General features: G+C 66.2%; 20 protein-coding genes. 11 read left to right on the top strand and 9 right to left on the bottom strand.

The features are described from left to right. Positions 1 to 3: 3 nt before the first annotated feature. The 5 genes from DMR_RS04875 (at position 4) to DMR_RS04860 (ending at position 5,071) form a co-directional block, all read left to right on the top strand. Positions 4 to 1,227 carry an ABC transporter permease gene (locus DMR_RS04875; protein WP_015859796.1) on the top strand — a complete coding sequence of 408 codons (1,224 nt, stop codon included), beginning with the start codon at positions 4 to 6 and terminating at the stop codon, positions 1,225 to 1,227. A 135-nt stretch (positions 1,228 to 1,362) separates the two neighbouring features. After that, positions 1,363 to 1,794, top strand: a complete 432-nt coding sequence (locus DMR_RS24295) for a hypothetical protein (RefSeq protein WP_148208361.1) — start codon at positions 1,363 to 1,365, stop codon at positions 1,792 to 1,794. Between the two features lie 2 nt (positions 1,795 to 1,796). Next, positions 1,797 to 2,096 carry an RNA recognition motif domain-containing protein gene (locus tag DMR_RS04870; RefSeq protein WP_006920357.1) on the top strand — a complete coding sequence of 100 codons (300 nt, stop codon included), beginning with the start codon at positions 1,797 to 1,799 and terminating at the stop codon, positions 2,094 to 2,096. Between the two features lie 698 nt (positions 2,097 to 2,794). Beyond that, positions 2,795 to 3,256: a cache domain-containing protein gene (locus DMR_RS04865; RefSeq protein ID WP_043600103.1), complete on the top strand. Its 462-nt coding sequence runs from the start codon at positions 2,795 to 2,797 to the stop codon at positions 3,254 to 3,256. Between the two features lie 36 nt (positions 3,257 to 3,292). After that, entirely contained in the window at positions 3,293 to 5,071 is a 1,779-nt protein-coding gene (locus DMR_RS04860; protein ID WP_015859794.1) for a methyl-accepting chemotaxis protein, read from the top strand. Positions 5,072 to 5,176: 105 nt separating this feature from the next. Here the strand turns inward: DMR_RS04860 and DMR_RS04855 are convergent, their stop codons facing one another. Then, positions 5,177 to 7,357: a glutamine synthetase III gene (locus tag DMR_RS04855; protein ID WP_015859793.1), complete on the bottom strand. Its 2,181-nt coding sequence runs from the start codon at positions 7,355 to 7,357 to the stop codon at positions 5,177 to 5,179. A gap of 341 nt (positions 7,358 to 7,698) precedes the next feature. After that, complete coding sequence (locus DMR_RS04850; protein ID WP_015859792.1) at positions 7,699 to 8,025, bottom strand: MerR family transcriptional regulator; 327 nt, start codon at positions 8,023 to 8,025, stop codon at positions 7,699 to 7,701. Positions 8,026 to 8,199: 174 nt separating this feature from the next. Here DMR_RS04850 and DMR_RS04845 point away from each other — a divergent pair, with 174 nt between their 5' ends. Further along, on the top strand, positions 8,200 to 9,021 hold the full coding sequence (locus tag DMR_RS04845; protein ID WP_015859791.1) for an alpha/beta fold hydrolase: 822 nt from the start codon (positions 8,200 to 8,202) through the stop codon (positions 9,019 to 9,021). Positions 9,022 to 9,206: 185 nt separating this feature from the next. Here DMR_RS04845 and DMR_RS04840 read toward each other — a convergent pair whose 3' ends face one another. Then, positions 9,207 to 9,698, bottom strand: a complete 492-nt coding sequence (locus DMR_RS04840) for a Spy/CpxP family protein refolding chaperone (RefSeq protein WP_148208360.1) — start codon at positions 9,696 to 9,698, stop codon at positions 9,207 to 9,209. Positions 9,699 to 10,094: 396 nt separating this feature from the next. Here DMR_RS04840 and DMR_RS04835 point away from each other — a divergent pair, with 396 nt between their 5' ends. The 5 genes from DMR_RS04835 (at position 10,095) to DMR_RS04815 (ending at position 13,374) form a co-directional block, all read left to right on the top strand. Beyond that, positions 10,095 to 10,400: a cysteine rich repeat-containing protein gene (locus DMR_RS04835; protein ID WP_070098048.1), complete on the top strand. Its 306-nt coding sequence runs from the start codon at positions 10,095 to 10,097 to the stop codon at positions 10,398 to 10,400. A gap of 97 nt (positions 10,401 to 10,497) precedes the next feature. Then, positions 10,498 to 11,154: a sigma-70 family RNA polymerase sigma factor gene (locus DMR_RS04830; RefSeq protein ID WP_015859788.1), complete on the top strand. Its 657-nt coding sequence runs from the start codon at positions 10,498 to 10,500 to the stop codon at positions 11,152 to 11,154. Then, positions 11,151 to 11,621, top strand: a complete 471-nt coding sequence (locus tag DMR_RS04825; RefSeq protein WP_015859787.1) for a hypothetical protein — start codon at positions 11,151 to 11,153, stop codon at positions 11,619 to 11,621. Before DMR_RS04830 ends, DMR_RS04825 begins: the two co-directional genes overlap by 4 nt. A 10-nt stretch (positions 11,622 to 11,631) precedes the next feature. Continuing rightward, positions 11,632 to 12,096: a periplasmic heavy metal sensor gene (locus DMR_RS04820; protein ID WP_015859786.1), complete on the top strand. Its 465-nt coding sequence runs from the start codon at positions 11,632 to 11,634 to the stop codon at positions 12,094 to 12,096. Positions 12,097 to 12,318: 222 nt separating this feature from the next. Next, positions 12,319 to 13,374: an acyltransferase family protein gene (locus DMR_RS04815; RefSeq protein WP_015859785.1), complete on the top strand. Its 1,056-nt coding sequence runs from the start codon at positions 12,319 to 12,321 to the stop codon at positions 13,372 to 13,374. A 282-nt stretch (positions 13,375 to 13,656) separates the two neighbouring features. On the opposite strand, the gene pheT is transcribed toward DMR_RS04815, so the two are convergent. From pheT to thrS, 6 genes are all read right to left on the bottom strand, one after another. Beyond that, positions 13,657 to 16,062, bottom strand: coding sequence for a phenylalanine--tRNA ligase subunit beta (gene pheT, locus DMR_RS04810; RefSeq protein WP_015859784.1), 2,406 nt, complete (start codon positions 16,060 to 16,062; stop codon positions 13,657 to 13,659). Positions 16,063 to 16,216: 154 nt separating this feature from the next. Then, positions 16,217 to 17,260 carry a phenylalanine--tRNA ligase subunit alpha gene (gene pheS, locus DMR_RS04805; RefSeq protein ID WP_015859783.1) on the bottom strand — a complete coding sequence of 348 codons (1,044 nt, stop codon included), beginning with the start codon at positions 17,258 to 17,260 and terminating at the stop codon, positions 16,217 to 16,219. After that, positions 17,261 to 17,614, bottom strand: coding sequence for a 50S ribosomal protein L20 (gene rplT / locus DMR_RS04800; RefSeq protein WP_015859782.1), 354 nt, complete (start codon positions 17,612 to 17,614; stop codon positions 17,261 to 17,263). 138 nt (positions 17,615 to 17,752) lie between these two features. Then, positions 17,753 to 17,950: a 50S ribosomal protein L35 gene (rpmI, locus tag DMR_RS04795; RefSeq protein WP_006918489.1), complete on the bottom strand. Its 198-nt coding sequence runs from the start codon at positions 17,948 to 17,950 to the stop codon at positions 17,753 to 17,755. Between the two features lie 26 nt (positions 17,951 to 17,976). Next, positions 17,977 to 18,519 (bottom strand): translation initiation factor IF-3, encoded by a 543-nt coding sequence (gene infC, locus DMR_RS04790; RefSeq protein ID WP_043572667.1) that lies wholly within the window; start codon positions 18,517 to 18,519, stop codon positions 17,977 to 17,979. After that, positions 18,500 to 20,443 carry a threonine--tRNA ligase gene (thrS, locus tag DMR_RS04785; RefSeq protein ID WP_015859780.1) on the bottom strand — a complete coding sequence of 648 codons (1,944 nt, stop codon included), beginning with the start codon at positions 20,441 to 20,443 and terminating at the stop codon, positions 18,500 to 18,502. Before thrS ends, infC begins: the two co-directional genes overlap by 20 nt. Between the last annotated feature and the right edge of the window lie 44 nt (positions 20,444 to 20,487).

Here is a 20,487-nt window from a genome sequence, read left to right as displayed (position 1 = left end):
GCCATGCCCCCCACCCGCCTTGCCCGCATCGCCGGCCACGCCCTGCGGGCCGTCTGGGCCTACCCGACAAGCGCCTGTTTCTCCATTTTGGCCGTTGCCCTGGCCATATGCGTGGTCAGCCTGACCGAGGCGGCCACGCGCGGGGCCAACGCCAAGATCGAGGAGTTCGTCCAGTGGTTCGGGGCCGACGCGGCCTTCGTGGCCGGCGGCGAGGTGCGGGGCAAACCGGTGGGGCAGCGCAGCGAAACCATCACCATGGCCGATTGGCGGGCCATCCGCGACGGTCTGCCCGGCGTATACGACGTCTCGGCCTCGCGCCTGGCCCGGCGCAAGACCTTCAAATACGGCAGCCGGACCCATGAGACGCCGGCCCTGGTCGGGGCCATGCCGGGATTTACCCGGGCCTGGAACTGGAGCCTGGCCATGGGCCGCGACCTCGAACCCGATGATGAGGCCGGCCGGGCCAGGGTGTGTCTGCTGGGCGAAATCCCCAGGCGCGCCCTTTTCGCGGGCGAAAATTCCCTTGGCCGGCAAGTGCGCCTGGACGGCCAGCCCTATACGGTCATCGGCGTGCTGTCCGAGCGCGGTTTCGTCAGCGGCGGCGTGTCCGTGGACGACCGGGTCGTCGTACCCCTGTCCAGCCTGACCCGGCACTACAACCTGAACCCGCTGTATCTGCGCGGCATCCGCCTCAAGTTCGCCGCCGCCTCGGACATGGACGCCAACATCGCCGAGCTGCGCCGGTTCCTGCGCCGGCTCCACGGCCTGGGGCCGGGACAGGAAGACGACTTCACGGTGTTGACCATCCAGGAGATCTTTAATTTCCTGTCCGTGCTGCGCCTGGGCATCCAGCTGTTTCTGGTCGTCACCTCGGCGGTGGTCATCGCCGCCGCCGGGTTCACGGCGGCCAATCTGGCCTATCTGAACATCAGCCTGCGCCGGGTCGAAATCGGCCTGCTCATGGCCGTGGGGGCCAGGCGGCGCGACATCGTCGCCCACATCGTACTGGAGCTGCTCATTCTTGATTTGGCCGGGGCGGTCCTGGGCTACGCCCTAGGCGAGGCGGCCTGCTGGCTGGTCAACCGGCAAGGCCTGCTCGTGGCCGTGGCCACCTGGCGCACCTTTGGCCTGGCCCTGGGCCTGGGGCTGGCCGTGACCCTGGTTTTCGGCCTGCGCCCGGCCCTGGCCGCCGCCGCCCTGCAACCGGACCAGGCCCTGCGCGGCTAGAGCCGCGCCCCTAAAAAATACGATAGTAATTTTTAGGGGCGCGGCCCTGACAAAGGGGAGGATGCCTCCGGCGGCCGGGGGGATGATCCCCCCGGACCCCTCGACGGGGAAAGGGATAACGCGTGGGTTGCGTTGATGGAACCCACCGGCTCGCCAAGCGATTTAGGCGGCGGGCAGCCGGCTTTCGTCTCCCTGGCAAAAAAATTTCGCCCTGCCCTCCTGAAACTGACCAGCCAACCGGAGCCAGGATGCAACCCAGCCGCCAGCCGACGCAAATACGGACAAAGCAAGGCTAACAGCCCTGAATCATTAACCGCAAAACTCTACCTCCAAACTCTGCAACAGGAACGACTAGCACAGCGCCCCATTTTCCAACCGCCCGCAATCGCCGAAATTTTTTATCCCGACAAGCTTGCCGGCCATATTTTCTATTGCGTAAATCCACGTTCCAGGTATTGTCCCCCGAACCCAACAACGTGCATGATGCATTCGCCCCTCGGAACGCAGCGCAAGTTCATCCCGGACGACGAAATTAGCCCCATGCCAAATACCGGAGCCCAAGCCTAGCCATGTCGAAGAAACTTTACGTCGGCAACCTGTCCTTCTCCTCCACCGAAGACGATGTCCGCAATCATTTCGCCTCTTATGGCGAGGTGCTGAGCGTCAACCTCATCACCGACCGTGAAACCGGCCGCCTGCGCGGCTTCGGCTTTGTGGAAATGGACGACGCCGGCGCTGCCGCCGCCATCCAGAACCTGGACGGCAAGGAACTCGGCGGTCGCACCCTGAAGGTCAACGAGGCCCAGGAAAAGCCCCGCTCCGGTGGCGGCGGCGGTGGTCGCGGCGGTTACGGCGGCGGACGCTGGTAGTCCTTCGGTCCGGCGGCCGACGTCGGACACGGCGCTCACGGAGCGCTGTCCTATAGCCTGATTTGGGGCCGAGGCTTTTGCCTCGGCCTTTTTTTTCCTCCTGGCCCTTGCGGCGGCGGCAAGTCTTGGCTGCGTCGCTTGCCCTGTCGCCCGTCCGGCGTATCCCGGGCTGGCGGTCGCCTTTACCGGCTGCGTCCGCCTGGATCCATCGCCAACGGTTGCCCGCCGTCCTCCCTCTCCCTGCCCACTGCCCATGCTTCATGCCCCGTCCGGCCTTGCGCGCCACGGCTTCCGCCTTCGCCGGCGGCCTCCCGCTCTGCCAAGCCCGGCCTTCTACAGCCCTTGCACCGCCCGGCCGCCTTCCCTGCCACGTCCGGTTGGTGTCTGCTCCTTTTGAACGCCTGCCTGCAGCCGCCGGCAACTCCCCATCAAGGCCGAAACAACCCCGCATCACTCGTACGTTGCATGACGCATCGTCGGCGTTGGGACCAAACAGGACGCCGAGCATCGATCCGTTTTTAATAATAACAACTTTAATAGTTTCAACTTACAGCCTTTCCACGACCTCTCACGCCCCCGACAAACCCGTTCAAGCTGCACCCTTTTTCACGGAAGCGCTTGATTCTGCCGACCCTATCGTGTCAAGAAGAATATCTATTGCGAAATCTGCACCGTCTTGCCATACCAAGGAGGAGCCCATGAAACGTCTGATCACCGCAGCCCTGTGCCTTGCCGTTTTGTCTGTCGCCGCCACGGCCATGGCCGAGGAGCGCGGCTCCAAGGACGAAGCCGTGGCCATGGTGAAAAAAGCCGTGGCCGCCATCAAGGCCGACGGCAAGGATCAGACCTTTGCCGTGATAAACGCCCCGGGCGGTCCCTACCACGACCGCGACCTCTATGTCGTGGTCTATGACCTCTCCGGCAAATGCCTGGCCCATGGGGCCAATCCCAAGCAGATCGGCAAGGACCTGCTGGAGCTGCGCGATCCCGACGGCAAGTTCTTCGTCAAGGAGCGCGTGGAAATGGCCAAGACCCAGCCCAGCTTTTGGCAGGACTACAAGTTTCTCAATCCCGTGACCCGCCAGATCGAGCCCAAGTCCATGTACCTGGAAAAGGTCGACGACATGCTGGTCGGCTGCGGCATCTACAAGCCGTCCTAACAAGCCCTTCCCTTTCCCCATCCTCGGGAGGACTCCATGAACGGTTTGTCCGTCGGCACGAGAATCATGACCGCGTTTCTGGTGATGGCGGCCATTGCCCTGGCCGTGGGCGCCGTGGGCTGGAGGGGCTTGTCGCGGACCTCCTCCTCCATGGACGACATCGTGGCCAGGCGGTTGCCGGCCATTCCGGCGCTTATGCGCGTCGGCGCGGGCCTGCGCGAAATCATCATTGCCCAGCGCACCCTGCTCATCCCCGGCATCGACAAGGCCGTGGCCGCCGAACAGGGGCGCGTCATGGACAAGGCTCGCGAAACCATGGCCCGGGCCATGGCCGAGGCGGCCCAACTGGCCGACGCCCCGGCCGAGCGCCAGCGCCTGGACGCCCTGCGCGCCGTTCTCGACGCTGCCCAGAAAGGCAACGACGTCCTTTTGGACAAAATCCGGGAGTGGGCCAAGGATAAAAGTGACATCCTGGCCATGATGGACGTGCTGGCCACGGCAACCGATCTGCGCGCCGTCCAGGCTGCGGTGCTGTCCGCCCTGGACGAAGCCATCGCCGCCGCCGTGGCCGAATCCCGGCAAGTGGTGGACGCGGCCGAAAACGTGGCCGCCGCCAGCACCCGCAACATCCTCATCGGCATGGCCGCAGGCGCGCTTCTGGCCCTGGGCTTCGGCGCGGCCCTGACCCGCATGATCACCCGCCCCCTGGCTGCTGCCGTCACTTTTGCCGACGACATCAGCCGGGGCAATCTGGATGGCCTCCCGCCCCGCCGCGGCTGCGGCGAATTGGCCACCCTCGGACAGGCTCTGACCCGCATGGCCGGCGAAATCCGCCGTCTTCTGGCCGAGGCCAGGCAAAAAACCGACGAGGCCGACGCCGCCGCCAAAAAGGCCAACACGGCCGTCCAGGCCGTGGAAGAGGCCCGCAAGGACTCGGTCGAGGCAACCCGGCGCGGCATCGCCCAGGCCGCTTCGGAAATCGAGCAGGTGGTGGCCGTGGTCACCTCGGCCTCGGAGCAGCTTGCCCGGCAGGTCGAACTGACTCGCCAGGGCATGGAGAAACAATCGCGCAACCTGTCCGGCACCGAATCGGCCATGGACGTCATGTCCCACACCATCGCTGGCGTGGCCGAAAACGCTTCGGTAGCCGCCCAAACCGCCGAGGACGCCCGGTCCAAGGCCCTGGAAGGCGAAAACGTGGTGGGGGAAGTGGTGTCGGGCATCGACAAGGCCCAAAAGCTGGCCCTGGGGCTCAAACAGGACATGGCCGCCCTGGGCGGCCACGCCGAAGGCATCGGCCGGGTCATCGGCGTCATCAGCGAAATCGCCGACCAGACCAACCTGCTGGCCCTTAACGCCGCCATTGAGGCGGCCAGGGCCGGCGACGCCGGCCGAGGATTTGCCGTGGTGGCCGACGAGGTGCGCAAGCTGGCCGAAAAGACCATGGTGGCCACCCGCGAAGTGGACGTGGCCGTGCGCGACATCCAGGCCGGAGCGCGCACCACCATCGACGGCGTGGACCAGGCCGTGGCCGCCATCGACGCCTCCACCAACCTGGCCGCCGCTTCCGGCCGCACCCTGGCCGACATCGTGGCCCTGATCGAGCGGGCTTCCCAGCAGGTCCAGGCCATTGCCGAAGCCTCCCGCAAGGAGGCCGCCGAGGGCGAGGAGATCGACCAGGCCGTCCGGGAACTGGCGGCCATTTCCCAGGAAACAGCCGAGGCCATGGGCCAGGCCAGCCGGGCCGTGGGCGAGCTGGCCGGCCAGGCCCATGTCCTGCAACAGCTTGTGGAGAACATGCAGCGCGCCGCCTAGGGGTTGCTTGCCGGCGCAATCGCCACAACAGCCAGCGCCCGCGCCAAACGACAAAGGGCCGCTCCGTTGCCGGAGCGGCCCTTTCCCATCCCGAAGGATCGGCAATTAGCGGATGAACAGCATTTCCTGGTAGCTCGGCAGCGACCACAGGTCGTCGGCCACCACGGCTTCCAGGGCGTCGGCCACGGCCCGCACTTCGTTCATGGCCGGCAGGACCGTGCAGCACATGTGCTTGGCTTCGGCCAGGGCGCCGTCGGCCGTGTGCTCCATGATCTTTTCCAGCTCGGCGGTCTTGGTCTGGAGGTCGCGCAGCTTGGCCGTGACGCACTCCAGGGTGTCCATCTTGTAGTCGTGGCCAATGGCCTTGAGGTTGGCGCAGGCGGCGGCCAGTTCGCTCTGGTAACGCATGGCGGCCGGGAAGATGATGGTCTTGGCCATGCGCACGACCAGATTGGCTTCGGTCTGAAGGGTCTTGACGTACTGTTCGAGGTAGATTTCCTCGCGGGACTTCAGTTCGGCCTCGCTGAACACGCCGTAGGTGGTGAAGAGCTTGACCACCTCGGGGGAGGTCAGCACCGGCAGGGCGTCGGGCGTGGTCTTGAGGTTGGGCAGACCGCGCTTGGCCGCTTCGGCGTGCCATTCCTCGGAGTAGCCGTCGCCGTTGAAGACGACCGCGTCGTGTTCCTTGATGATTTCCTGGATCACGCTCTGCACGGCCGCGTTGAGCTTGGCCGGGTCGCCGCCGGTGGCGGCTTCGAGCTTGGTGGCGATGTAGTCCAGGGACTCGGCCATCATGGCGTTAAGGGCCACCTGGGAGCCGGCGATGGACTGGCTGGAGCCCACGGCGCGGAACTCGAAGCGGTTGCCGGTAAAGGCAAACGGGCTGGTGCGGTTGCGGTCGCCCGGATCCATGGGCAGCGGCGGCAGGGTGTCGACGCCGATGCTCATGACGCCCTTCTGCTTGGAGCCTTCGACCTTGCCCTTCTTGATCTGCTCGAAGACGTCGGTGAGCTGCTCGCCGAGGTAGACGGACATGATGGCCGGCGGGGCCTCGTTGGCGCCCAGGCGATGGTCGTTGGACGGCGTGGCCACGGTGGCGCGCAAAAGCGCCCCGAACTTGTGGACGGCGCGGATGGCGGCGGCGCAGAAGACCAGGAACTGGGCGTTCTCATGCGGGGTGTCGCCCGGATCGTACAGGCTGCCGAGTTCGGCGTTGCCGATGGAGTAGTTGAGGTGCTTGCCCGAGCCGTTGATGCCGGCAAAGGGCTTTTCGTGCAGCAGGCAGATCATGCCGTAGCGCTTGGCCACGGTGCGCAGCACCGTCATGACCATCTGGTTGTGGTCGGTGGCCAGGTTGCCGGTCTCGAAGATCGGAGCGATCTCGAACTGGCTGGGGGCCACTTCGTTGTGGCGGGTCTTGACCGGGACGCCGAGCTTGTACAGCTCGCGCTCGACTTCCATCATGAAGGACAGCACGCGGCGGGGGATGACGCCGAAGTACTGGTCCTCGAACTCCTGGCCCTTGGCCGGCTTGGCGCCGAACAAGGTCCGGCCGGCAATCAGCAGGTCGGGGCGGGAGAAGACGAAGTTGCGGTCAATGAGGAAGTATTCCTGCTCCGGGCCGGCAAAGGAACCCACGGGCAGCTTGGTCTCGACGCCGAACAGCTGGAGCACCCGTTTGGCCTGCTTGTTGAGCGCCTGGGTGGAGCGCAAAAGCGGGGTCTTCTTGTCCAGGGCCTCGCCGGTCCAGGACACGAAGGCGGTGGGGATGCACAGGAAGGTGCCGTTGGGATTTTCCAGGATATAGGCGGGGCTGGTCACGTCCCAGGCGGTGTAGCCGCGGGCTTCGAAGGTGGAGCGCAGGCCGCCGGAGGGGAAGCTGGAGGCGTCGGGCTCTCCCTGGATGAGCAGCTTGCCGGAGAACTCGGCGATGGCGCCGCCCTTGCCGTCGGGCACCAGGAAGGAGTCGTGCTTTTCAGCGGTCAGGCCGGTGAGCGGATAGAACACGTGGGTGAAGTGGGTGGCCCCGCGTTCGATGGCCCAGTCCTTCATGGTGTTGGCCACGGTGTCGGCGATGGAGGCGTCCAGCTTTTCGCCAAGCTCGATGGTCTTTTTGAGCGACTTGTAGACATGCTTGGGCAGGCGCTCGCGCATGACCTTGTCGCTGAAGACGTTGCAGCCGAACACGTCGGTGGGCTTGGTCTCGCTGAAATTGAGAGGGGCATGGGCCGGCTTGTAGCCGATGATCGCCGAAATCGCGTCCAGACGAGCTTTAATTCCGCTCATAGGGTCCTCTTGCATGTGTTAAGCGGGTTACACGTCAGGCCGTCCGCCTGCCTGCCCGCCGGGTTTGGCGTGATGTCGCGCCTGGGTCCGGCAATGTGGCAGGGCCGTGTCGGGCGGCCCGTTGCCGAAAAGGGCGTTCCCTCATCTTGTGCCCTGTCCGGACTGAAAATTTCCACCTCTCGCCACGCCCGCGGTCACTCTCCATCCGCAGACGCGCGAACTAGCAATAATGTAAAACCCAAGCCCCGTCCATAGCCAAAACGCCCCAAAACCATTGCCCAGGACAGCCATACCGGCGTTTGTGTCCGGTCGCGCAATTGAAACAATTGTGTCAATCGGCCTCAGGAAGCCCCGGGACGCGGCCGGTCGCCGTCGCCGAGCAGACGCCGGATGTCACGCAGTTCGTCATAGACCTGGCGCAACACCGTCGCCTCGCGGCCGGGGCCGGCCAGACGGCGGCGCGCCCCGTCGATGGTGAGCTTTTCGTCGTATAAAAGCGTTTTGATGGTCATGAGCAGGGCGAGGTGTTCGTCGGTGTAAAGCCGCTGCCCTTTTGGGGTGCGCACCGGGACGAGTTGGGGAAACTCCGTCTCCCAAAAGCGCAGGACAAAGGGCTTAAGCCCTGTAATTTCCGCGATTTCACCGATCTTGTAGGTCTTTTGGCTCATGCCCGGCCAACATGCGCCAAGCCCGCCCCCGGGTCAAGCCCGGCCCCTCCCCTTTACTTCTCCCCGGCCTTGCCTAATTGTAATGGATACGCGGTGTCCGGCCTCCCGCCAGCGCCCCCGCAAACGAGCCGGTTGCTCCAGGCGGAGCCGTCCGGCTCCCCAAGGAGACGGATCATGGCAACCTTCACGACGCGAGACGGCGTCAGGATTTATTATAATGACTGGGGTTCCGGTCGGCCGGTGGTTTTCAGCCACGGCTGGCCCCTTTCCGGCGAAGCCTTCGAGGACCAGATGTTCTTCCTGGCCTCGCGCGGCTACCGGGTCATCGCCCACGACCGACGGGGACATGGCCGCTCGGACCAGCCCTGGCAGGGCAACGACCTGGACGCCTACGCCGACGACCTGGCCGAACTGGCCGCGGCCCTGGATTTGCGCGACGCCGTGCACGTGGGGCACTCCACCGGCGGCGGAGAAGTCGTGCGCTACATCGGCCGCCACGGCACGGGGCGCGTGGGCAAAATCGCGCTCATCGGCGCGATCCCGCCGCTGATGCTTAAAACCCCGGCCAACCCGGGCGGGCTGCCCATGGCGGTCTTTAACGGCATCCGCGACGGCGTGATCAAGGACCGCTCCCAGTTCTTTTTGGACCTGACCCTGCCGTTTTACGGCTACAACCGCCCCGGCGCGGCCGTGTCCGAAGGCGTGCGACAAGCCTTCTGGCGACAGGGCATGATGGCGGGCTTCCCGGCCGCCTACTTCTGCATCAAGGCCTTTTCCGAGACCGACCTGACCCAGGACCTGGGCAAGATCAACGTGCCGACGCTTCTTCTTCACGGCGACGACGACCAGATCGTGCCCATCGACGCCTCGGCCCGAGCGGCCGTCAAGCTCTTGCCCAACGCCGTGCTCAAGGAATACCCCGGCGCGCCCCACGGCCTGTGCACCACCCACAAGGAGGCGGTGAACGCCGACCTGCTGGCGTTTATCGAATCCTGAACACCCGCCCGAATAACCAAAGCCCCGGCGCATGGCCGGGGCTTTGGCGGTTTCAAGGCGGGCGTGCCTGCGGGGGCGGCGGCGATCCGTGTCGCCTTCCTGCGCGATCCAACGGGATGGCGCGACCAAACAACGGCATGCGCGGGGGCCGGAATCCCGTTTCCGGCCCCCTTGAAGGCGCGGCCCTAGGACAGATTGCTCTCGATCCAGGCGTCCAGCTCGCCTTGGCGCTCCAGCCGGCGGGCCTTCCACTTGTCGCGAAACTCCTCTCGCAGGGCGTCGCGCTTGGCCCGCTGCTCCGGGGTCAGCACGGCGTCCATGGCCGCCTTGACCCGGCCCCGGGCCACGGCCAGCTCCACAGCCGCGTCGGCCACGGCCTTGGCTGCCGCCCGCACCGCCGCCTCGTCGCCCGGCGTCTTGGCCATGACGCCGCGCAGGGCGTCCATGGCCGATTTGACCGAGTCGCGCAGGGCCTTGGTGCTGTCCCGGTTGGCCTTGAGGATGCCGGCCACTTCCCGCTTCTGGGCGGCGCTCAAGTCCAGTTCGGTGAGCATCCGCGTAAGCCCCGGGCCTTTCCCGGCCGGAACGTCGCCGCCCGGCGCGCCGGACCAGGCTGCAGCGGCGACAAGGAGCAAGGCGCACAGGGCCGCCGCCAGGGTGAATTTGCGTCGCATCATGTTTTTCCTCGCTTGTTGCATGGGGTTTGGCGGCGCGCCCACCGGCCCGGTCACGAACCCGAGGGACGGGAAGCCAGGCCGTCAGGCGTCGGCCGCCTCATTGCCCATGATACGCGCGCGCCGGCGTCTCCCCCCGGTGGCGGCCCCGGGAGACGAAAACCGTCTGCAACCAGGACTCCGCACGGAATCTGCGCCCCGCCGGGGGGGGTAGCACAATTATTTGCTCCGACCAGCCATGGGTAGGCAAACCCCGCCCGTCGCCCGGCATCCAGCGGCCCGCCGCTGGTTTTCGCCGGACAGCCGCAAAATCTGGCGGGGGATTTCCCCGCCCCGGCCGTATCATCCCCAAATGCCGCCAACTGGCGGTCCATGACGCCACCAAAGCGAGGAATACCCATGCCGATTGTTTCCCCAGCCCGCGCCCTGGCCGGACGGACCAAAACCCTGGCCGTCGCCGTCGCCGTGGCCGCCTGCCTGGCCGTCGCCGGGCCGGCCGCTGCCCAGCAGCCCGCTTCGGCCGCCGGCCAGGCTCTCAAGGAAGCCTGCAAAGGCGACTACAAAACCCTGTGTTCCGGGGTGCAGCCCGGCGGCGGACGTATTGTCGCCTGCCTCAAACAGCAGGCCGACAAGCTTTCGCCCGGCTGCAAGCAGGCCTTGACGGCGGCCCAGTCGGCCAAGCAGGCTGGCGGAGCCAAGCAGTAACACGCGCCCGCCCGCGTAAGGCCCCAGGCCGGCGCGGTCGGCCTGGGCGGTGGGGCTCGGCCCGCCGCCCAGCAACCCCAAGGCCCGGACGAACACCGTGGAAAAATGCTGGTCCTTTGGCGGCTGGCTGCCGCTCCCGCGCCGCCCGGCCGCGCCCGGCCCCGGACCGGCGGCTGCCGCGCCGACGCCCCGGGACTACGCCGAAGCCGACGACGACGCCCTGGCCGCCTGGGCCGGTGGCGGCGACCGCCGGGCTTTCGACGCCCTGGTCCTGCGCCACGGGGCTTTTGCCCTGCGGGTGGCCACCCGGCTGACCCGCGACGCGACCGTTGCCGAGGATCTGGCCCAGGAAGCCTTTGTGCGGGCCTGGAAGGCCATCGGCCGCTTCGATCCCCAGCGCGCCCGGCTGACCACCTGGCTGTATCGCATCGTGGCCAACCTCTGCCGCGACCACCAGCGCCGGGCGCGGCCCGAGGCCTTGCCCGACGGCTTCGATCCGGCCGATCCGGCCGCCGGCGCGGAAGAATCTCTCGCCGCCGGCCAGCAGGCCCAGGCCATGGCCGCCGCCCTGGCCGCACTGCCGGACCGGCAACGGGCCGCCCTGACCCTGGTCTACGAGGAAGGCCTGTCCGGGGCCGAAGCGGCCAAGGCGCTAGGCGTTTCGGCCAAGGCCGTGGAACGGCTCCTGGCCCGGGGCCGCCAGTTTTTGCGCACCCGGCTGGCCGATGCGGCCGGCCAAGGAGGTCCGCCATGATGCCCCTGTCGCGCTTTGCCGCCCTGGCTGACAGCTACGGCGGCGACATCGGCCGCTGGCCCGAAGACGTCCAGAACGAGGCCAAGGCCCTGGCCGCCGCCTCGGCCCAGGCCCGCGCCCGGCTGACCGAGGCCGCCCGCCTGGACACGGCCCTTTTGGCCGGCGCACGCCGCGACCTCGAAACGCTGCTGGCCCCGGGGGCTCAGAACGCGGCCGTGGAGCGGCTTCGCCGGGGCGTGGCCGGACGCATCGCCGCGCCGTCCCTTGCGCCCGCCCCCCGGGCCGCCTGGCGGTCTTGGCTCGCCGACCAGCTCCCGACCCTGCCGCGCCTGGCCGGACTGGCCACCGCCGGCGGCGTCGTGGTCATGGCCGGGCTGCTCGTTGGCGCGCTCACCGTGGCCCAACCCGACGGCGACACGTTGGTGTCGCTTATGCAGCCCACGCCCCTTGCCGTTTTTATCGAATAACGAGGCCGCCATGGACGTCACACCCAATCCCCCGCGCGGCTGGCGGCGCTTCGTCCTGCCCTGCTCACTTTTGCTCAACCTGTTCCTGATCGCGGTCATCGGCGGCCGGCTGCTCTACGGCCGAGTCGAACGCCTGGACGGCGCCAGCATGCTCTCGCGCCTGACGACCCGGGCCGAAGCCGTGTTGCCGGCCGGCGAGGCCCAGGCCTTCAAGGCGGTCATCGAACGCGACGCGCCCCGCTTCGCCAAGACCCGGCATCAACTCGGCGCGGCCCGGGCCGAACTGGTGCGCCAGGTGGTGGCCGACCCGTACGACAAGAAGGCCACCGGCCAGGCGCTTTTGGCCTGGAAAGCCGCCTGGGACAGCTTTGCCGCCGATTTCAGCGACACCCTGGTGGACGCCCTGGGGCAAGTCTCCCCGGAAGGCCGCCGCAAGCTCATCGCCGGCCGGTTCGGCAAGCCGGCCAAGGAGTAGCCGGGCGAGAACGACGAGGCGAACACACCAGGACCTCTTGCGCCAAGGCCCACGCCCTTGCGAAACTGAGGCGGCGCGGGCCTTGTTGTTTTGGCGGCATGTGCCCACGCAGCCCTGGCAGCTCCCTTCGCTATTTGCCAAACCGGGAAGAATCTGCCATGACGCAAAGCGTCCGTCATATGATGCCACCGGCTGGCCGCTGCACGAAATCCTCACTTAAGCATGAACTCGTCTCTTCCACAGTCCACGCCCGTTGCCAGGGATACCACAACAGCGCTACGCGGCATTGCCATCCTCATCGTGCTGCTCTCGCACTTCCTGACGAACTTCATCGTCAGCCACGACAGTTTCGGACATGCGGGGAACGCGGCCGTGGCCCTGTTTTTCATCGCCAGCGGCTACGGCAATGCCTGGTCGCTTGAGAAGCGCCAGGCCGGTGGGCATTTTTCATTGCGCCAATTATATTGCGACAGATTCTTCCGTCTCTATCCATTGTACTGGCTGGCGCTGTGCGGCATTTGGGCATCGACCAATGTCGTTCCCGATGTATGGGCTTTTTTGGCCATCAAAGCGCCTTATTGGTTCGTCAGCGCCATCATCCAATGCGCCGTTGCCGCGCCGCTCCTGTACCGCATCCTGAGACGAGTCGGCCCCTGGCGGTTCTCCTTGGGCCTCTTCGGGCTGCTCGCCGCCGCCACGGCCGGGGCCATGGGGCTTCCCGAGGACCTGCGGGCCATCGTTTTTTCCAACACCGTAAGCTACCGAAACATCGTCTTGGGCCACATCGGCTTTTTTGGCATCGGTCTGGCCCTGGCGTTTGTCCCTTTGGCCGGCCCCCAAGCCGGGACAGCGACGGCCCCGCTGCGCACCAAGGCCCTTGGCCTGCTGGCCCTGGCCGGCCTGCTGCCCGGACTCGTCCTGCTTGGGGAACCCAAGGGCCAGCTGGCCGCCAGCCTCGCCGGCCTGGGCCTGGCCGCGCTTTGCACGGCTTTCACGGTCTTGTTGCTTACCGGCTGGGCGCAACTGCCCTTTGAAAGGGCGCTGGTCTTTTTGGGGCGCAATTCCTACGCCCTCTATCTCTTCGAACCCAGCTACTTCTGGGCCATGGCCAGTCTGGGGTTCAATCCCTGGACCAGGGCTGGACTTATCTGGTGCGTCCTGGCCGCGCCGGCCTTTCTGTTTTTCTGCCAGACGGCTGAATCCCTGGCTGGCTGGTTGTCGCGACGGCCGATGTTCCGCTTCGAAGCGGACGGCAAAACCACGCCAAGCACACGCTAGTTGCGTCCCAAAAAACTGCGATCGGTATTTTCAGGGCGCTTTGTGCAAGAAATTGCAACGGGGCCCGGTAATCCTCCCCATAGTTGCGACAGGCTCTCCCAGAGGGCAAAACAAAACGCCCGCCCCGCAGGGTCCTGCGGGGCGGGCGCTCATTTATTGGAGAAAGCCTCGACGTCGGGGACAGCGTCCCCATCCTCTACGGCAACGATCACGACTCGGTCGCAAGCCGCGACCCCGCGCCTTGACGAACGCGGACCGCCGCCGCCAGAGCGATGAAACCCGTTACGGGCGCGTCACCGGCAGCTTGGCCAGGACAGCGGCCACGAGAGCCTCGTGGACCTTGTCCACTTCCTTGTCCTTGAGGGTCTTTTCCGGGTGGCGGTAGGTCAGCCGGAAGGTCAGGCGGCGCTCGTCGGTTCTCTCGGGGGTGAAGGCGTCGATCAAAAGCACGTCCTCGAAGATGGCCGCCTTGGCCTCGGCGATGGCGGTCAACACGTCGCCCACGGCCACGCCGGCCGGGGCGGCCAAGGTCACGTCGCGGCGCACCGGCGGGAAGCTCGGCAGGGTCCTAAATCCCCGCGTAACACCATCGGCCAGGGCACGCAGCGCGTCCAGGTCGAGTTCGGCCAGCCACAGGGCATGGCGGGCGTGGTAGGCGTCGGCCACTTCCGGCGTCACCTGGCCGATAACGCCCAGACGTTTGCCGCCCACGGTCACCACGACCTGCGGGGCCAGCCAGGGCAGGCTGTCATCGCGCGCGTAGATTCCGGCGGGCAGCTTGAAATGGGCGATAAGCGCCTCGACGATGCCCTTGATGTCGCCGTAGCCGGCCAACTCATCCTTGGGCCAGGGCCAGCCGTCGGGGTGGCGCAGGCCGTGCAGCGCGATGCCGAGCCGTCCGGCCTCCCGGGCCGAGGTCTCGGAGGTCGCGTCGGCGGCGAACACCCGGGCGACCTCGAAAAGGCGCAGGTTGGCGTTGCCGTGGGACAGGTTGTGGCGCACGGTTTGGAGCAGGCCCGGGGCCAGCATGGGCCGCATGACGTTCTGGTCTTCGGACAGCGGATTGGCCACGGACACGCGGCAGGCGGCGTCCAGGCACAAAATGTCGAGATCGGCATGGCCGACGAAGCTGTAGTTGACGGCCTCGCGAAGGCCCAGGCCCACGGCAAAGGCCCGCACCCGCGACCAGAAACCGAACTCGGACTCGGCCGGCACATCGTCCAGGGCCTTGGACACCCGGGGCAGACGCGGCGCGATGCGGTCCAGGCCGTACACCCGCCCCACTTCCTCGATAAGATCGGCCTCGCGCTCCAGGTCCAGGCGATGGGACGGCGGGGTCACGGCAATAACGCCCGAAGGATCGGTCTCGGACAGCTGGCAGCCAAGACCCGTGAGCACCTTGCGGCAGAAATCCTCGGGCATGTCCTCGCCGAGCAGCAGGGTGGCCCGGGCCGGGCGGAAGCCGATGCCGCGCGGGGTGAAGGGCTTGGGTTCGGCCATGGCCACGCCGGGCAGGGCCGAGCCGCCGGCGGTTTCGAGCATGAGCGCCACGGCGCGGTTTAAGGCATAGACCGAGCCGACCTGATCCACGCCGCGCTCGAACCGGTAGGAGGCTTCGCTGGGCAGGGCCAGGCGGCGGGCGGTCTTGCGGATGGTCCCGGGACGGAACACGGCGCATTCCAGCACCACGTCGGTGCTGCCGGCGGCCATCTCGCTGTTGGCCCCGCCCATGACCCCGGCCAGGGCAACGGGCTTGTCTGCGTCGCAGATGAGCAGGTCGCGGGCGGTAAGCTTTCGCTCCTGGCCGTCCAGGGTGACGATGGCCTCGCCCTCGGCGGCGTTGCGCACCTTGATGACGTTGCCTGCCAGCTTGTCCCGGTCAAAGGCGTGCAGTGGCTGGCCCAACTCAAAAAGCACGTAGTTGGTGGCGTCGACGATGTTGGAAATCGGGCGCTGGCCAATGGCGGTCAAACGCCAGCGGATGCGGTCGGGCGAGGGGGCGACGGCGACGCCGGAAATGATCTTGGCCCGGTAGACCGGGCACTGCTCCGGGTCCTCGATGTCGATGGCCAGTTCCTTGGCCGCCTCGGGGCCGGACTCGGCGTAGGCGACCTGCGGCAGGGTCAAGGGCAGGTCAAAGGCCATGGCCGTTTCCCGGGCGATGCCGAGTACGGACAGGCAGTCGGCCCGGTTTGGCGTGATGGAGACGTCGAGCACGCAGGTATCGAGGGAAAGCGCCTCGGGCAGCGGCGTGCCGACCTTGCAGGTCTCCGGCAGGACCATGATGCCCGGGCTTTTTTCCTCGGCCAGTCCCAGCTCGGATTCCGAGCAGATCATGCCTTCGGAAACCTGGCCGCGAATCTTGCTTTTTTTAATGGTCAGCCCGCCCGGCAGGGAAACGCCCACCGTGGCCACGGGCACGAGCTGGCCGGCGGCCACGTTGGCCGCGCCGCACACGATAGGCAGCGGGGCTTCGCCGCCGACGTCCACGGTGCATAAGGACAGGTGGTCGGAATCGGGATGGGCTTCCCGGGTAAGCACCCGGCCGACGACCACGCCCATGATGGCTTCGAAGGGGTTGAAAATGTCCTCGATTTCGAGGCCGAGCATGGTCAGGCGGTCGGCCAATTCCTGGGCCGTGCCCTGATACGGGGTCAATTCGCGAAGCCAGGACAGACTGAGCAGCATGGTAATATGCCTCCGGCGGCCGGGGGGAAGTTGCCCCCGCTCTTGAAAAGGGGTTCCGACGGCGACCTGCCCGGCTCCGAAATGGCGACAGCGGCCGCAAGGCCTGGAGCGGGCGGGACCGGCAGAACCCCGGCGAGACAGGGAAGGCCCCTGGTTAAAACTGACTCAAAAAGCGGATGTCGTTTTCAAAAAACATGCGCAGATCGCCGATGCCGTACTTGAGCATGGTCACGCGCTCCACGCCCATGCCGAAGGCAAAGCCGGTATAGCGCTCGGTGTCGTAGCCCACGGCGTCGAACACGTTGGGATCGACCATGCCGCAGCCCAGGATTTCAACGAAGCCGGTGCCCTTGCACACCCGGCAGGGGCCGGACGCGGTCGAACCCTTGCCGCCGCACAGGACGCAGGAGATGTCCACCTCGGCGCTGGGTTCGGTGAAGGGGAAAAAGCTCGGCCGAAAACGCACGTTGGTCTTGGGGCCGAAAATGCGTCGCACAAAGGCGGTCAACGTGCCGCGCAGATCGGCCATGGACACGCCCTCGTCGACCAAAAGCCCCTCGATCTGGTGGAACATCGGGGTATGGGTGAGGTCGGAGTCGCGGCGGTAGACCTTGCCCGGGGCGATGACCGCGACCGGCGGCTTATTCGCCAGCATGGTGCGGATCTGCAAGGGCGAGGTGTGGGTGCGCAGCACAATGGAGTCAGATATGTAGAGGGTGTCCTGCATGTCCCGGGCGGGGTGCTCGGGGGGCATGTTGAGGGCCTCGAAGTTGTAGTAGTCGGTCTCGATCTCGGGGCCGGTGACGATGGAAAAGCCAAGCTCCTCCAGCGCCTTGCAGATCTCGGCCGTGACCAGGGTCACGGGGTGGAGGCTGCCGGCGGCCGGGGCGTAGCCCGGCACAGTGGGATCAAACCCGGCCAGGGCGACGTCCATGGCGGCCCTGTTGAGGTCGGCCAGGCGGGCGTCGTAGAGAGCGGTGAGGCGCTCCTTGACGGCGTTGGCGGCCTTGCCGGCCTCGCGGCGGGCGTCGGGATCGAGTCCTGGCAGGCGGGACATGACGGCGGCGAGCTGCCCCTTGCGGCCGAGGAATTCGACCCGGGCGGCTTCGAGCTCTTCAAGCGCCAAGGCCCGGTCGAGGCGTGCAGCGCACGCCTCGACCAGGCCTTCGAGCTCGGCGACGAGCGAAAGTCCGGACACTTAGGCCACCTTGGATTTGACGAGCTCCGCCAGCTTCTGGAAGCTGTCCTTTTCGCGAACGGCCATGTCGGCCAGCACCTTGCGGTCGAGCTCGACGCCGGCGACGGTCAGTCCGTGCATGAACACGCTGTAGGACAGGCCGTTTTCACGGGCGGCGGCGTTGATGCGCAGGATCCACAGCTTGCGCATCTGGCGCTTGCGCTGCTTGCGGTCGCGGTAGGCGTAAACGAGCGAGCGTTCGGCGACTTCGCGTGCGGTTTCGTACAGCTTGCTGCGGGCGCCAACGTAGCCCTTGGCCATCTTCAGAAATTTCTTGTGCCGCTTATGGGCGGCTTGACCGCGTTTCACGCGCATGGGGAAGCTCCTTGAATCGTATAAGCGGCCCGGCTAGGGCCGCCTGCCGCGCCCGGCCGGCGCGGCAGGCGCGGGCCAGGGCAAACAGCGAGAATGTTAACTTAAAGGATACGGCGGTATCGTTTAAGGCCGCTCGGTCTAGGCGTAGGGCAGCAGGCGGCTGACGGCCTTGACGTTGGCGGAATCGACCAGGGCGCCCTGACCCAGACGACGGGTGCGTTTGGCGCTTTTCTTGGTCAGGATATGGCGCAGGTTCTGGCGGCGGCGGGTGAACTTGCCGGAACCGGTCTTGCCGAAGCGCTTGGCGGCGCTACGGTTGGTCTTCATCTTGGGCATGACGGACTCCTTGGTGTCGCGCCGGCTTACGCGGGCACGGTCGGTTTCTTGACTTGCGGGGCCAGCAGCATGGTCATCATGCGCCCCTCGGTACGAGGCTCCTGCTCCACCTTGATCAATTCGCCAAGGTCGGCAACCACGCGAGTCAGGATGGTCAGGCCGCGATCCTTGTGCACGATTTCGCGTCCGCGAAAGAACACCGTGACCTTGCAGCGGTCGCCTTCTTCAATGAAGCGGCGAATGTGCTTGAGCTTGGTCTGGTAGTCGTGCTCATCGGTCTTGGGCCGAACTTTAATTTCCTTGAGCTGAACCGTGGTCGCCTTTTTCCGGGCCTCTTGCAGCTTTTTTTGCTGCTGGTACTTGAAACGCCCGAAATCCATGATCCGGCAGACGGGGGGCTCGGCATTGGGCGCGACCTCAACGAGGTCCAGGCCCTTTTCCTGGGCCATGCGCAACGCCTCGCTGGTCGGGATGATACCCACCTGCGAGCCGTCGTCGGCAATCACCCGCACCTCGCGGGCGCGGATCCGGTGATTACACCGAGGATCACTACTGGGAGCAGAAGTTATAGCGCATCCCTCCACGCTTGAATGGTTCTTGGCAGTCGGCCGTGATCATGAGCGCCACTTCGTCCAGGGTCTTGACGCCAAGATTTTCCCCGGAACGCAGGCGAACATTCAGGCCGCCGAGTTCCTTTTCCTTGTCCCCTGCCACGAGCATGTAGGGGATCTTCTCCACCTGGGCCTCGCGAACCTTGAAGCCCAGTTTCTCGTTGCGATCGTCGAGTTCGACCCGGATGCCGGCCTCTTTGAGCCGGGCCAGGGCCTGTTCGGCAAATTCTTTCTGGGCGTCGGTGACGATGAGGATGCGGGCCTGCACCGGCGACAGCCAAGTCGGCAACGCCCCGGCGGTGTGCTCGATGAGCACGCCGAGGAACCGCTCCACCGCGCCCAAGATGACGCGATGCAACATCACCGGCCGTTTGCGCTCCCCGTCCGCGTCGGTATAGACGAGGTCGAAACGCTCCGGCAAGGTGAAGTCGCACTGGATCGTGGCGCACTGCCACCGGCGATCTAAAGCATCCTTGAGCTTGATGTCAATCTTGGGTCCGTAAAACGCCCCGTCGCCCTCGTTGACTTCATAGGGCAGCCCGATGGACTCCATGGCGTCGACCAGCGCCTTGGTGGCGCGGTCCCAGTCCTCGTCGGAGCCGATGGACTTCTCCGGCCGGGTGGACAGCTCGGCTTCGAAATCGAAGCCGAAAAGGCCGACCACGTCCTGCACGAAGCGCACGACGCCGGTGATTTCCTCTTGCAGCTGATCCGGGCGGCACAAGATATGGGCGTCGTCCTGGGTGAACTGGCGCACACGCAACAGGCCATGAAGCACGCCCGACTTCTCGTGGCGATGTACCACGCCAAGCTCAAAGTACCGCTGGGGCAGATCGCGGTAGCTACGCACCCGGGATTTATAAATGAGCATGTGCGACAGGCAGTTCATGGGCTTGATGCCGTAGGACTGTTCGTCGATCTCGGTGAAATACATGTTCTCGCGGTAGTTGTCGTAGTGTCCCGACCGTTCCCAGAGTTCCCGGCGCAGGATCAGCGGCCCGCGCACGAGGTCGTAGCCCCGGCGCAGATGCTCGCGGCGCTCGAAATCCTCGATGATGGTGCGGATCAGCTCGCCCTTGGGGTGCCAGATGCACATGCCCGCGCCCACTTCCTCGGAGAAGCTGAACAGGTCGAGCTGCGCCCCGAGCTTGCGGTGGTCGCGCTTCTTGGCTTCCTCGATGTGGTGCAGGTAGGTCTTGAGGTCGGCCGCCGAGGCAAAGGCCGTGCCGTAGATGCGCTGGAGCATGGGCCGCTTCTCGTCGCCGCGCCAGTAGGCGCCGGCCACGGACAAAAGCTTCACGGCCCGCACCAGACCGGTGGTCGGCACATGGGGACCGCGACACAGGTCGGTGAACGTGCCGTGCCGGTACAGGGACACGGTGTCGCCGACGATGTTCTCGTCCATGATCTCGAGCTTGTAGCTCTCGCCCTGGGCGGCGAAAAGCGCCTTGGCGTCGGCCTTGGGCACATAGGTGCAAGAAAACGGCTGATTGGCGGCGATGCTCTTTTGCATCTCCGCCTCAATGGCCTCCAGGTCGTCCGGGGTAAACGGACGCTCGTAGGCGAAATCGTAGTAGAAGCCGTTTTCGATGGCCGGGCCGATGGTGACCTGGACGGACGGGAAAAGTGTTTTGACGGCCTCGGCCATGATGTGGGCGGCCGAGTGGCGGATGATGGACAGCCCCATGGGCGAGTCGGCGGCGACAAGGGCCAGCTCATGGGCGTCCTCGGGCAGCGGGAAAGCGAGATCGCGGGGTTGCCCGTCCACCAGGCAGGCCACGGCGTTTTTCAGGCGCTTGCCGGAAACGGCACGGGAAAGGACTTGGCCGCAAGCTTCGCCGGCCGCCGCCTCCAGGGATTGATCCTCGATTGTGACCTGCACGTCGCCTTCTCCGGGGGCGGTAGCCCCGTCATCATCTAAAAAAA

Source organism: Solidesulfovibrio magneticus RS-1, assembly GCF_000010665.1.
Lineage (GTDB): Bacteria > Desulfobacterota > Desulfovibrionia > Desulfovibrionales > Desulfovibrionaceae > Solidesulfovibrio > Solidesulfovibrio magneticus.
This window is presented reverse-complemented; position numbering and strand designations above follow the sequence as displayed.